The sequence below is a fragment of the Gibbsiella dentisursi genome (genome assembly GCF_039539505.1).
Lineage (GTDB): Bacteria > Pseudomonadota > Gammaproteobacteria > Enterobacterales > Enterobacteriaceae > Gibbsiella > Gibbsiella quercinecans.
Window position 1 is genome coordinate 925370 of the sequence record NZ_BAABDG010000002.1, and the last position, 12860, is coordinate 938229.

The 12860-nt window shown below is 49.7% G+C and carries 9 protein-coding genes; 1 reads left to right on the forward strand and 8 read right to left on the reverse strand.

The genetic code is table 11. The annotated features are described in order from the left end of the window. The 4 genes from ABFX35_RS04645 to ABFX35_RS04660 form a co-directional block, all read right to left on the reverse strand. Positions 1–930, reverse strand: a complete 930-nt coding sequence (locus tag ABFX35_RS04645; protein ID WP_095845052.1) for an electron transfer flavoprotein subunit alpha/FixB family protein — start codon at positions 928–930, stop codon at positions 1–3. A gap of 1 nt (position 931) precedes the next feature. Then, positions 932–1681, reverse strand: coding sequence for an electron transfer flavoprotein subunit beta/FixA family protein (locus ABFX35_RS04650; protein ID WP_095845051.1), 750 nt, complete (start codon positions 1679–1681; stop codon positions 932–934). A 114-nt stretch (positions 1682–1795) separates the two neighbouring features. Further along, positions 1796–3382, reverse strand: a complete 1587-nt coding sequence (locus tag ABFX35_RS04655; protein ID WP_346079466.1) for a GMC family oxidoreductase — start codon at positions 3380–3382, stop codon at positions 1796–1798. Between the two features lie 22 nt (positions 3383–3404). Next, on the reverse strand, positions 3405–4922 hold the full coding sequence (locus tag ABFX35_RS04660; RefSeq protein WP_346079468.1) for an aldehyde dehydrogenase family protein: 1518 nt from the start codon (positions 4920–4922) through the stop codon (positions 3405–3407). 326 nt (positions 4923–5248) lie between these two features. Here ABFX35_RS04660 and ABFX35_RS04665 point away from each other — a divergent pair, with 326 nt between their 5' ends. Continuing rightward, positions 5249–5893 (forward strand): TetR/AcrR family transcriptional regulator, encoded by a 645-nt coding sequence (locus ABFX35_RS04665; protein ID WP_121554738.1) that lies wholly within the window; start codon positions 5249–5251, stop codon positions 5891–5893. A gap of 1438 nt (positions 5894–7331) precedes the next feature. Here ABFX35_RS04665 and ABFX35_RS04670 read toward each other — a convergent pair. From ABFX35_RS04670 to ABFX35_RS04685, 4 genes are all read right to left on the reverse strand, one after another. Beyond that, entirely contained in the window at positions 7332–9428 is a 2097-nt protein-coding gene (locus ABFX35_RS04670) for a peptidase domain-containing ABC transporter (protein WP_346079470.1), read from the reverse strand. Next, a complete protein-coding gene (locus ABFX35_RS04675; protein ID WP_346079472.1) occupies positions 9421–10695 on the reverse strand; it encodes an HlyD family secretion protein in 1275 nt (424 codons plus the stop codon). The genes ABFX35_RS04670 and ABFX35_RS04675 overlap by 8 nt, the downstream gene beginning before the upstream one ends. Positions 10696–10799: 104 nt before the next feature. Next, entirely contained in the window at positions 10800–11237 is a 438-nt protein-coding gene (locus ABFX35_RS04680; protein ID WP_428832164.1) for a toxin-activating lysine-acyltransferase, read from the reverse strand. Further along, positions 11218–12735, reverse strand: a complete 1518-nt coding sequence (locus ABFX35_RS04685) for an MchC protein (RefSeq protein WP_346079474.1) — start codon at positions 12733–12735, stop codon at positions 11218–11220. Before ABFX35_RS04685 ends, ABFX35_RS04680 begins: the two co-directional genes overlap by 20 nt. Positions 12736–12860 lie beyond the last annotated feature (125 nt).

The window sequence follows — 12860 nt, forward strand, 5'->3', positions numbered from 1 at the left end:
TTAAAGCCGCTCAATCAACTGCGGCACGACCTCAAACAGATCGCCCACCAGGCGGTAATCGGCAATCTGGAAAATCGGCGCTTCTTCGTCGTTGTTGATGGCGACAATCACCTTTGAGTTGCTCATCCCGGCCAGGTGCTGGATAGCGCCGGAAATGCCCACGGCGATATACAGCTCCGGCGCTACCACTTTGCCGGTTTGCCCCACCTGCAGATCGTTGGGCACCATGCCGGCATCGACCGCGGCGCGCGAGGCGCCCACCGCGCCATGGAGTTTGTCGGCCAACTGCTCGATCAGGGCGAAGTTCTCCCGGCTGCCCAGCGCTCTGCCGCCGGAAACCACCACGCGCGCGGTGGCAAGCTGCGGCCGTGGGGAAACCACCCGATCTTCACCGACAAAGCGGGCGCCGCCGCCGGTAATCGCTTGCTCAAGGGGTTCTATCGGCGCTGTGCCGCCTTCCGCAGCGGCGGCCGGGAAGCTGGAAGCGCGCACCGTCAGCACCACCGGATCATCATGGCTTTCCACGGTGGCGATAACGCTGCCGGCGTAAATTGGCCGTTTAAAGACGGTGGGGCTTTCAACGGCGATGATGTCAGAGATTTGCGCTACGTCGGCCAGCGCGGCGACGCGCGGCATGATGTCTTTGCCATTGGCGTTGGCGACGGCCATCAGGTGGCTGTAGCCGCTGCGCTGCGTATCAAGCAATGCGGCGATATTTTCGGCTAACGGGTGCCGATAGGCGGCGTTATCCGCCAGCAGTACGCGCGTAACGCCGGTCACCGCCGCGGCCTGTTCGGCTACTGCCCGGCAATTTTCGCCCGCCACCAACACGGTGAGTTCGCCACCGATCGCCTGTGCGGCGCTGATGGCATTCAGGGTGACGGCATTTAGCGTGGCATTATCATGTTCGGCCAGAAGTAATGTATGCATATCAAATTACCTTCGCTTGGTGTTTCAGCTTATCGATCAGTTCGTCGACGTTGGCTACCTGAACGCCCGCCTGGCGGGCCGGTGGCGTTTCCACTTTCAGCAGGCTGACGTGCGTGCGCGGTTCAATGCCGTAGTCGCTAAACGGTGTGACATTGAGCGGTTTGCGTTTTGCTTTCATCAGGTTCGGCAGAGAGGTATAGCGGGGTTGGTTAAGGCGCAGATCGGTGGTCACCACCGCCGGCAGAGACAGCGCCAGGCGTTGCAGACCGCCGTCAACCTCACGGGTCACCAGTGCCTCGCCGCCTTCAATCGCTAACGCTGCGGCGAAGGTCGCCTGCGGATAGCCGCACAGGGCCGCCAGCATCTGCCCGGTTTGGTTGTTATCGCCGTCGATCGACTGTTTGCCCATTAAGATCAGCTGCGGTTGTTCCTGTTCCACCACCTTTGCCAGCACTTTTGCCAGCGTGAGTGGTTCCAGCGGGCTATCGCAGGCGATCAGCAGGCCGCGATCGGCGCCCATCGCCAGGGCGGTGCGCAGTTGTTCCTGTGCGGCATCCGGGCCAATCGTCACCACCACGATCTCACTGGCGATGCCTTTTTCTTTCAGCCGCACGGCTTCTTCTATCGCGATCTCACAAAAAGGGTTCAGCGCCATTTTGGTGTTGGCCAGATCGACCTGGCTGTGATCGCTCTTTACTCTGACCTTGACGTTGTGATCGACAACGCGTTTGACGGGTACCAGAATTTTCATCAGTTTATTCCCCTTCAAGGTGGTATAGGGTTCTTGTTTTACACTTAAGTAAATAACTATTTAGTTATAAATTCAACCGATTTTTGCCCGCGGGAGCCGGCGTAACATCCGTGATTAACGTGCTGCGATAATCAGATCGCTGGCTTTCTCCGCGATCATAATCGTCGGGGCGTTAGTGTTGGAACTGACCAGGCTTGGCATCACCGAAGAGTCCACCACGCGCAGCCCGGCAATGCCGTGTACGCGCAGGGCGGTATCCACTACGGCCTGCGGATCGCCGCCCATTTTGCAGGTGCCGACCGGGTGGTAGCAGGTGCGGCCAAACTGGCGGATATAGTCTTCCAGCGCGGCGTCGTTCTGCACGCTGTCGCCCGGCATATGTTCACGGCGCAGGTAGGGGGCGAAGGCACTCTGCGCCATGATTTCGCGCATCAGTTTGATGCCCGCCACCGTCATCTTGAGATCCCGCGGATCGGCAAGGTAGTTGGGGTTGATCAGCGGGGCGTCGGCGGCGTTGGCGGTGCGCAGGCTAACGCTGCCCCGGCTGTGTGGGCGCAGGAAGTAGCTGTTGATGGTGACGCCGGAGCCTGACTTGACCGGCGGGATGCCGGCTTCCACTCCGGCGCCGGCCAGGAAATGGATTTGGGTGTCCGGCGTTGCCGATTGCGGATCAACAGACCAAAAGGCGCCGCCTTCGACAATGTTTGAACAAACCGGCCCCTTACGGAACAGCAGGTATTCCAGCCCGGCCCACAGCATCCAGTGCGGCTGTTTGTATTTGTCGTAGCTCAGCGGCTGGCGCAGTTCGTAGATCAGATCGACCCCGAGGTGATCCTGCAGATTTTGCCCGACGCCGGGCAGATCGGCCACCACCGGGATGCCCAATTTGCGCAGGCTATCCGCCGGACCGATGCCGGAAAGCAGCAACAGCTTGGGGGAGCCAATTGCGCCGGCGCTGACGATCACTTCGCCGCTGGCGCGCAACTGCTGCAACTGGCCGTTGCGCACCACTTCCACGCCGACCGCCCGTTGGTTTTCCACCAACAGCCGGACGATCTGGCAGCCGGTGATAATGGTCAGGTTTTTGCGTTTGCGCGCATCTTTCAGGTAGCCCACGGCGGCGGAGCAGCGGCGGGCATGGCGGGTGGTGGTTTGGTAAAGCCCGCTGCCCGCCTGTTTTTCACCGTTGAAATCGGGGTTATAGGGCAACCCGGCCTGCTGGCAGGCTTTGGCGAAGGTTTTGCTCATCAGGTTAGGGGTTATCGGGCTGGATACGCCGAGCGGCCCGCCATTGCCGTGCCAGGGCGCGGAAAAGGTATCGTTGTCTTCCGCCTTGATGAAATAGCGTTGAATATCGGCAAACGACCAGCCTTCACAGCCTTCCTGCGTGGCCCAGCGGTCATAGTCCGCCGGGTTGCCGCGGGTAAAGACTTCGGCATTGATCGAGCTGCTGCCCCCCAGCACGCGCCCCTGGGCGAACAGCATTTCGCGCTGGTTCATATGCGGCTGGGCAGCGGTATGGAAACCCCAGGTCAACGGGCCGCCGGTCATTTTGCTGAACCCCACCGGCAGGTGAATGTAAGGGTTGGTATCCCTAGGGCCGGCTTCAACCAGCAAAACGCGGCATGCCTGTTGCTCGCTCAACCGAGCCGCCAGCACGCTGCCGGCCGAACCGCCACCAATAACTATATAATCGTACATGCCTGATTCCCCGATAATTAACTCAATCAGCCAGCCATTTATTGCGTTGCCCCAACTGGATATGGACCGATTTCAGTTCGGTATACTCGTCAACGCCGTAGGTGCCGCTTTCACGGCCGATACCGGATTGCTTAAAGCCGCCGGAGGGCAGCTCGGGGCCGCCGGCAATGGTGGTGTTCACCCACAAACGGCCGGCCTTCAAATCCCGGAACCCCTGAATGGCGCGATCCAGATTGGCCGTCCAGATGCTGGCGGCCAGGCCGTAGCAGGAGTCGTTGGCGATGGCGATGGCTTCTTCGTCGCTGTCAAACGGGGTGACACACAGCACCGGGCCGAAGATCTCTTCGCGGAAAATAGCCATCTCGGGCGTCACGTTGTCGAAGATGGTCGGTTCGATGAACCAACCGCCGTTGCTGGCAATGGCGTTGCCGCCGGTCAGCAACTGCGCGCCTTCTTTTTTGCCTTGGGCGATATAGCCTAAAATGGTCTGGTGGTGCTTTTCGCTGATGATCGCCCCGACCTGGGTCGCTTCGTGCAGCGGATCGCCAATCTTGACCCGCTGTGCCCGCTCAACCAGGCGCTGGCAGAAGGCTTGATGGATTGAGCGCTCCACCAGCAGGCGGCTGCCGCTGACGCAGCACTGGCCGGTATTGAATAAAAAGCCGAACAGCGTGCCGTCCAGCGCGGCATCCAGATCCGCATCGGCGAACACGATCTGCGGGTTTTTGCCCCCCAGTTCCAGCCCCAGCCGCTTGATATTGCCGGCGGCGGCGCGCAGCGTGCTTTGGCCCACGCTGGTGGAACCGGTGAACGACACCATATCCACGTCGTTATGTTCGGTGATGCGCTGGCCGACCACGTTGCCGGCGCCGGTCACCACGTTGAATACCCCGTCCGGCAAGCCGGCCTCCTGCAGCAGCTCCGCCAGCAGCAGCGTGGTGCCGGAGGTGATCTCGGCCGCTTTCGCCACCAGCGTGCAGCCGGCCGCCAGAATATAAGGGTAGCGTTCCGCCCCGATGAAGAACGGGAAGTTCCACGGCGTAATCACACCGACCACCCCGATCGGCTCGCGGGTGACCAGGCCGAACATATTCTGGCCAAGGTTGTTGAAGCTGTCGCCGCTGATGCTGCGCGCCACCCCGGCGGCGTATTCCCAGATATCGGCCGCCCCCAGGATCTCGCCGCGCGCCTGGCCGAGCGGTTTGCCGGTTTCCAGCGTTTCAAGCAGGGTGAGCTTATCGAGGTGCTTGCGGATCAGCTGTGCGGTGGCAAGCAGCACCTGCGCGCGTTCTGCGCCGCTGCGGCGCGACCACACGCCGGAATCAAAGGCGTGGCGCGCGGCCTGAATGGCGGCATCGGCATCTTCGGCGGTGCCGGCCGGATAGCGGCTGACCGGGATACCGTGCGCCGGGCTATTGCGGGTGAAAAACGCCGTTGCGTGCCCTTGGGTCCATTCGCCATTGATGAACATTTGGAACTCATGTGCTTTTGCCGGCAGCAATGGATGATTCAAGTCAACATTATGAAAAAAGTTACCCATATTCTCCCTCTCATCATTCTTGAACAGGCCGGCGCACGGTGCGGTGTGCGCCCGGTGGGCCAGCGGCGCGGGCTGCATGCGGCTAGCCGGCTGTATTGGTTGCATTTGCAATTAATCGTCTGTTTAGAAAAAAGATTTCACACCATATATAACCAATTAGTTACATATACTAGCACGGGTTTTGGCATCGTCTGGGGGGAGTAAGGGGTTTTGTAATAAAATTGTTATCCGCTTAGCAGAAAAAACATAAAGTGGAAAAATTCTCTTGATTTCCATAAAGTGATAAAGATGTAATCACAGGCCATCTACGCGATAAAAAACGAGAAATGACTAAAATAACAGCCGAAAAACCAACACAGGTACGCGATCCCGTTGCAACGCAGAAGCGGATTCTTAAAGCGGCAAAGCGGGAGTTTGCGCAAAAAGGGTTGGGGGGCGCGCGTATTGATATCGTTGCTGAAAAGGCAAAATCCAATAAACGTATGATCTACCACTATTTTGGCAGCAAAGAAGAGCTGTTTCAGAAGGTGGTTGAAGATTCCTACCTGGACATCCGCGAGGCGGAAAAGAAGCTGCATCTTGAGCGGTTGCCGCCGCAGGAAGCGATTGAAACCCTGGTGCGTTTTACCTGGCACTACTACCTGAAAAACCCGGAGTTCCTCACGCTGGTCAACAGCGAAAACCTCCACCGCGCGGTGCACCTGAAAAAATCCGAGGCGATTAAATCGGCGCAGCAATCGATGGTCGGCCTGATGGGCAATATACTCGAGCGCGGGGCGCAGGAAGGGATCTTCCGGCCGGGGGTGGATCCGGAACAACTGATCATTACCATCGCGGCGGTGAGCTACTATTACTTCACCAATAAATACACCGGCGCCATCCTGTTTGACCGCAACTTTATGGATCCCGATGCGTTGCAAAAACGCCTGGATTTCAACATCGACACCATTATGCGTATTCTGAAGCCCTGACGGCAGCCTTTACCATTGAAAACCGCCCGCTGTGCCAGCCGCGGCGGTTTTTTCTTCAATTCCACCCGCCGTTCTGTTTGCGAAACCCCGATTAAATCAGTATGGGGCGTAGCCTGCATTTGCTGTTTAGGCGAACCTGGTTGCTGGCGGTAAAACACCTGCACGTGGATTTATTATGACCGGCAGCAACAGAAGACAGCATATTGACGCCACGAATGCTATTGCGTCGCTGAACTGGATTATCCATGCGGTCACTAATAATGACTACTTATTTTTATTAATATCAAAATAAGCGATCTGACAAAAATATTTACATTTACACTGTATTATATAGGATTATGATTGTTATAATCATAATGACTAATAAATTTAGTTGGTAGTTTGAACATTACCATATTAATACAGGGTTTCGTAAGAACCTATCCCAACCATAGTCTATTTTTTGTAAAAAATAATGACATGTTTATGATGTGATATCTTTGTCGTAGTTCAGAATAGTTAACGCTCCTGAAATTAAACCGACCGTTGGCCTGATTTTCATGGAGCGTAGTTATCGTCTTTATTCCATTAACCCGTATCAAACCTAGACCGGTTATTAATGCATTTTTTTTCTAATTACAAAAAAATAAAATACGATTAATAACATGGTAGGGATATAGTATTGAATCAATTTTCCTAAGTCGAAGGGTCTGTCGCTGGTGAAAATTGTAAATGTTCCTACCACAGAGTTACAAATACAAATCGCCAGTGCTATAAAATATAAAAACTTACTAACTATGATTAACATATTACCTCTTTTTGTAAGGATATTAAAACCTGGGCTCTCATTTTTGCGACCAGATTCAGTTCGTCGAATAATTCTAAATTAATATAAACTTAAAACGACGATACTTAACAAATGATCATAAAGATTCCTCTTTAACCATTGTCTCTGGTCGCATAGCAGATTTAATTATATGTCCCGTTGCAATGGAGCACGCAAAGAAGCATAAAAAATCAATTATGAGCTATTTTACTACCTCGTCAATTAAATTAACTCTGTCTAGATCAAGATCCCGAAGAAGAGGAAGAGCTTGAACTATCACTATCATAGGATTCGTAGATGCCGATCCCGAGCCCAATTGCGCCACCGATCGCTGCGCCAATCGCTCCCCCTACGATGACTCCAGCTTCAACCCCCTCCGACGCAAGAGCAAGACCGGCGGCGCTACCGAATCCCGTACCGATTGCTGTACCATTAGCCCCATCCGAGAGAACATCTCCCGCCGTACCCGAGCCATACACACTTCCGATTTCTACAACTGTTAATGCTCTCATAACCGTTCCTTTTTTGAAGGTTAACTTAATTAAAACAGACTTTCATCTATGATAAGGATATAAATTCTTTATTTCATATTTTTAAATCTCTCTAAGTTAATGTGGGGGAGTTAATATTTACTCATAGGTAAATAATTCTATCAACAGACTTCAATGTTTTCTCTCGGTGAGCTACGATAACTCGAGTTATATTCATGTTTTTTATCGCACCGTTAACTGAACGTTCGCTATTAGTATCCAATGAACTAGTGGCCTCATCCATAAATAAAATTGCCGGTCGGCGATACAGGGCGCGTGCTATAAAAATTCTCTGTTTTTGTCCACCGGAAAGCCCTTCACCCAATTCACCAATGAGGGTCTCATAGCCCATGGGCATCTTCATAATAACATCATGGATATAGCTGGCTTGTGCACACTCGACCATCCATGCCTCATCCATTTTTTCACTGAATCCACAGATATTTTCACGAATTGATCCTGAGAAAAGACGATCATCCTGCATCACGCAAGCTATCATTTTTTGATAATTATTCAATCCCATCTGTCGAATATCAATACCATTCACTAGTACTTTTCCTGATGCTGGTTCAAACAGCCCTGATAATACTTTAATCAACGTACTCTTACCTGAGCCTGATGAACCAACAATCGCCACGCTTTCACCAGGTATAATAGATAAATTGACATCAGTTAATATTGGGGAAGATTGACTGTCATAACTATAATTAACCGAAATTGTTTCAAGAGCAGCAGGCTGTCCTTGGGAAATGGTAATAATGTCAGTTTTTTTCTCCTCACGTTTATGCAGTGCGATATCCGCGATGCGTTCATTATGTAGACTCATTATGCGCAGCTGTAACATAAAATTGGTAAGTGAGGCTACCCGATCAGAGAATTGACCACGAAACGAGCCGAAAGCAACAAACATGCCGATAGTCAACTGATGATCCATTACTAGGTTGGTACCCAGCCATAAAATGGCAATTTGATCGCAGGTGGCGACGAAAGTATTGATGCCGCCAAACAACAAGTCCATTTTGTTGAGTTTGATGCCGGAGTTAATAGCTTCAATTTTCAGGTTTAGCCAGTGGGTACCACGTCGTTCTGCCATTCCTTGAATTTTTACAGTTGCGATACCATAAAGTGTCTCCATAAAATATGAATTGGCTCGTGCAGTTCTGACTAAACTCTCTTCTGACATTTGTCGGTAATAATTGTAAGTAAACAAACGAATAAGAATATAAATTGTAGTAAAACCCAAAACAACCCAACTAAGATAACCACCATACAGCACCATCATTACTAAAACACCGGAAACCATAATACTGTCCATAATTGCCCCCACAACGCTAGTAGTGAAGGTGGTACGTAACGTATCCAGTGAAGTAAAGCGGGATTGAATATCGCCAAGTTTACGTCGTTCAAAATAAGCTAAAGGCAGTCTGAGCAGGTGGTTGAATAGACCTGACTGCCACTGCACATTAATCAATGCCCCCATCATTAGCGATGACCAAGCGCGCATCGTGCCGGTGGCTGCACGCAGCAGAATAAAAAACATAAGTCCGGCACAGATTAAAGTAAGCAAACCCCGGTCAGCAGCCGGAATGGCATGATCCATCACCAGCTGTGTTCCGATCGGCATGATCAGATTGATAGCTTCGATCACCACTGAGTGAAAGAATATTTTTGCCAATGTGGCTTTGATACCGTAAACGCTGTTTACCAGTGTGCTCAGTTTGACTCTTGCTTTCGCAGCCTCTGCAGTAAATTCGCTGCCGGGCCAGATTTCCAGTGCCACACCAGTAAAATATGCTGATAACTCTTCCTGACCAACCACCCGACGCCCTCTGGCTGGGTCATGCAGGATATATTTATTGTGCTGTACAGCGACAAGTACCACAAAATGATTAAAGTCCCAATGCAGAATACAGGGGGCTTTTAATGAGCTGATTTCATTTAGTTCAAGAGATAGTGCACGTGTGGACATCCCCAGTTGTTCTGCTATGCCATTAATACCAAGGAGTGTGGTACCCCGTGCGGATAAATTGAATTGCTGACGCAATGCGATCAAATCGATATTTTTTCCGTAATGACCACATACCATCGCTAAGCAAGCGAGGCCACATTCGGAAGACTCGGTCTGATGAACAATCGGTACACGCTGCCGCCACCGAATATCAAGTTGACTAATGATGTTGTGGAACAGACTGCTATTCATTGACCTGTCCTATGGCGCTGTGTTTCATATCGTAGAAAGGAGAGAGCATCCATTGATAAATTCTTCTCTTTTCCAAAAAAAGAGTACTGTCAGCTTTCATGCCATTTTCCAGTGGCATTGATTTACCACCATAAACAATAAATTGTTTTTCCGGTGACACCACAACTTTGTACCATGGGCCTGGCGAGTCCGGGGTTATTTTAGGGGATCCAGGGTAAGTCAACATTTCCTGAGTTGAGGCCGGTGTGCTGCTGACTGCGGTTATCGAGGCGGAGAATTGTCCGAACTTTTCTGCAGGAAAAGCTTCATAGCGCAGATTGACCTTATCACCGATAGTGAGATAAGGGATGACATCGTTCGGTACCCAAAGCACCAAATAAAAGTGATTAATATTCTCAGGAATCAACTGGAGCAGGCTATCCCCAGCATTCACCATCTGTCCAACGGTAACGTTCATAGAATCAACCTTGCCATCGGAGAGTGCACGGATAATATTGGTGCCGCTAACGTCAGCGTCTACCAACTCTTTTTGCAGATCGTAGCGCTGTAGCTCTGTCTGATAGATGCGATTATCAAAATCTGCTGCCTGTGTCTGGATCTGGCTCTCTATATTGGTCATTTGCAGGGCATTTTGATCATTTTGTCCGCTCAGACTGAGGAGGCTATTTTGGTGTTGGTAATATATCTCTGTCTGGTAAGATAACTGATCCTTGGTTATTAGTCCCTTCGCTTGATAATTACGGTAACTATCCATATTCGCTTTCATTATCTTTATGCCTTCTTGAGCATGTTTGACAATATCTGAAGAGCGTATAAAAGCATTACTGTACTGCTGGTACTGTTTCTCTAGAGTTTCCAGTGTGACTTTTTTACTTTCTTTCAAGCGGGAGATAATATTGTTAACGCGTATCAGTTCATTTTCGATATTTTTACGTTTATTATCACTAACAGCACCATCTTGGGTACTTCTACTGATATCTATCTGGTAAAGTTGATCGCCGCGTTTTATATCTTGGCGTTCATGAACAAACTGTTTTACTACAACACCCTGTACACCAGAGTATATATTTACTGCACGAGGCCAGGTAGTGACTTCCCCATCAACATTGACCCGACGGGTATATGTTCCTGCAATCAAAAAGGTTATCAATGCGCTCATAAAAATAAAGCATCCCATTATCACCAGCCATAAGGGAATTCCTGGCAATAACAGTGCTCTTCCATGCCATTGCCCATTTTTGTGTTGTACAGCATCCGGACGGAACAAGGTTTTCTTCCTTAATTAAATATTACTATTTATTCTAGTTAATTCGAAATCTGGAAGTTATATCGTGACCATCATTAGGTATGGTGTCTTTAAATGAACATTTTTTATGATCTCGTCATAACTCCCCGGCTCCTTCTGTTGATCCAGCGAACTTGCCCTTCACCCCAAGGACGAATTTTTGATAATAGTTTAATCACTTCACGTGAGTAACCTGGTTTACAGCAAAAATCAAGGATCCAAATCCTCCCCCCTTCATTCCATTCCGATGGATGAAGGTTGAACTTTGGATCATGTAGCATTCTACTTTCTGTGTCTCTTTCTAGATATGCCCATGTTATGTAAGCCAAAGGTTGATTATTCGCGCCGAAGAGAAACTTTATTTGTTTGTGATTGATAGCAAACTCGGTCCAGCGTTGAATACTCAATATAGGGTATAAGCTATAGTTGCGATTATTGAGCATACAACTCACTGCAAAACCAATCTGCTCATGAATTGACCACTCAGTCCGGTCATCAAACGATTCATTGACGTGTTGCATCATAATTCTTATTCCTATGAACATGAGATCCTAATGCTTCTCTGGCGAAAGTCTGCTTTTTAATGACCATAGCAGAGACCGCCTGTTGCAGTGATGGTAAATCATTGCTATACAAATCAATTAGATGATTTATCTCCTTAAACATCTGTAGCTTACAAAGACTGGCCCTGGGCTGAAGTCGTGCAAGTGCTATGCGCTCCAGTTCTGTACTATTTTGATTTAAAAGTGGTCGGGCCGCTTTCAGGCAAAGTTGTAGTTGCCGAAAATAACTATCATTTTGAAATTTCTCATCCGTGGTCTCTCTATAGAGTTGCTTAACCAGCCTTTCAAGCGCAGACAGATTCCGACCATCCTGTAGTGAATGAAACAGTTCGTAGCGACGGTTTTCAAGCAGTTGAAGAAAACTCTCGACCAGATTGATAAATACATCAGGGACTGATGCTCTAGATACGGAGTCTATGGTAATGCCCAGTAAAGATAGATAACCGTGGTAACAGGCTGATTGGAATGCTTGTTCAAACGATTGGTTAATTTGTTGGCATGCAATTTGAGTAAACGTTGGATCAAACAGATATTTTCCAAGATAAAGGCAAAGATTGGATAAGCCTCTCCGCAATATCGCTGGCTCTTTCATCATCTCTTTGAGCCGGAGCTGATAGCTAAAGTCGTAACAATAATTGCTGGGAAATAGACACCCTAATCCATTGAAATCCAATAACTTTCCATCTATAGAGATGTTTGAAGGGGAGGTGGTAACTTTAAGAAAACGTGTGCGACAAAATGCCATCTGCCAGGCTAAGCGCTGTGCCAGTTCACTTAACCCTTCGATACAATAGATCCGTGAATCGGCATAAGCTTCTGGGCTAAAGCCGGCTTGTGGTGTAGGTAAACATGCAGGAAGTTGGCTAATCACCGCGCGCACTCGTCGCGCATCATGCATTAGTTGTCCGGCGAACGCCATCTGTGGCCTGAAGTAGGGAGCACGTTCAAAATGTGCTGGGCGAACTACCGGTTCACGCACCAGTAGGGCACGACGAGAAGACTGTTTTGAATTTTTTGAGGAGATACTGAGATAACTATTGGTCAGTAAAACCGCTTGCACTTTCACCGCGCCGTAGGGCAGTAGCTCATCCAGTATCTCACTCCATACGGTTTCATAAATCGCTTCACTGACACCCAATGCACCACTGCCATGACTCCAATCAGTGCCATCACCGACTAATGGGTTTGCACCAATACCTTTTATCTGATATTGCCCAAAGAGACCACAACGGGCGCCGCCACCGTTACGCTGCAAGCCACTACCGCCGTACCGCTCAGCATGAAATATACGAGAAGGAGAATTGCTGCCAGGATCGATCAAATAACTGCAATTTTCTTGCAGCTCCTCACTGTCAATGACATTCGATGCACACCATATAATCTCAGAATCAACTTTTCTGGCAAAGAACGGCACAAGATTTGCTGTCAATTTCTCCAGAAAAAGAGGGGGATTTATCATTAGATCCTCTCCATCAATTACCCGAGTAAAACACTGTCTATATTCTGTGTGAAAAGCATTAAGTACTAACGCATCTTCGGTAATTAAAATGATGAAAAATTACACTAGTATGAAAACCTTCTGTC

Bases quoted from the DNA above. Each gene is read 5' to 3' on its own strand.
- ABFX35_RS04680 (WP_428832164.1), bottom strand. From the start codon at position 11,237: ATGATGCAACACGTCAATGAATCGTTTGATGACCGGACTGAGTGGTCA.
- ABFX35_RS04670 (WP_346079470.1), bottom strand. From the start codon at position 9,428: ATGAATAGCAGTCTGTTCCACAACATCATTAGTCAACTTGATATTCGG.
- ABFX35_RS04650 (WP_095845051.1), bottom strand. From the start codon at position 1,681: ATGAAAATTCTGGTACCCGTCAAACGCGTTGTCGATCACAACGTCAAG.
- ABFX35_RS04660 (WP_346079468.1), bottom strand. From the start codon at position 4,922: ATGGGTAACTTTTTTCATAATGTTGACTTGAATCATCCATTGCTGCCG.
- ABFX35_RS04655 (WP_346079466.1), bottom strand. From the start codon at position 3,382: ATGTACGATTATATAGTTATTGGTGGCGGTTCGGCCGGCAGCGTGCTG.
- ABFX35_RS04685 (WP_346079474.1), bottom strand. From the start codon at position 12,735: ATGATAAATCCCCCTCTTTTTCTGGAGAAATTGACAGCAAATCTTGTG.
- ABFX35_RS04645 (WP_095845052.1), bottom strand. From the start codon at position 930: ATGCATACATTACTTCTGGCCGAACATGATAATGCCACGCTAAATGCC.
- ABFX35_RS04665 (WP_121554738.1), top strand. From the start codon at position 5,249: ATGACTAAAATAACAGCCGAAAAACCAACACAGGTACGCGATCCCGTT.